Here is a 449-nt window from a genome sequence, read left to right as displayed (position 1 = left end):
GATTGAACAATGTGAAAACGATCAATAACGATGCGTGCATTAGGGAATAACTCTTGAATCATATAAATATATGCTTCAAACATATCAATTGAAACTGTTTTAACTTTTTTTCGTTCTTCTAAAGAAAAATGATAAAAGTAGTCAAGAACAAATCGTTTTTTACGACTTTCAATGATATCCCCAAACTGATGCGTTAAGCCATCACAGTACACCATACTCATCTGGCCATTTACTGTTTTAAGCTCATCAATCATAATATGCTCTGGCAAGGATTTGAATGGTGTCTGAGCTATCTCTTTAGCTGCTTCATTAATAATACGCGTCACCGTATGGAATGAGGTATTGGTACTTTCACTAATAGATTTGACCGAACGGTCTTGAACACTTTTGTCTAAGATTACTTTTTTTGTATTGTTTGAAATCACACAATGTTTATCTACTATTTCAGA

At 33.2% G+C, this 449-nt stretch carries 1 protein-coding gene; it reads right to left on the bottom strand.

Annotated elements, in window-relative coordinates:
• Positions 1-449, bottom strand: a 449-nt coding sequence (locus tag CD128_RS04710) for a transposase (RefSeq protein ID WP_231917262.1), incomplete at both ends; no start/stop codon positions are given.

Source organism: Staphylococcus croceilyticus (assembly GCF_002902575.1).
Taxonomy (GTDB): Bacteria; Bacillota; Bacilli; order Staphylococcales; family Staphylococcaceae; genus Staphylococcus; species Staphylococcus croceilyticus.
Note: the sequence above shows the minus strand (reverse complement) of the source record. Positions and strands in the feature narration are given on the sequence as shown.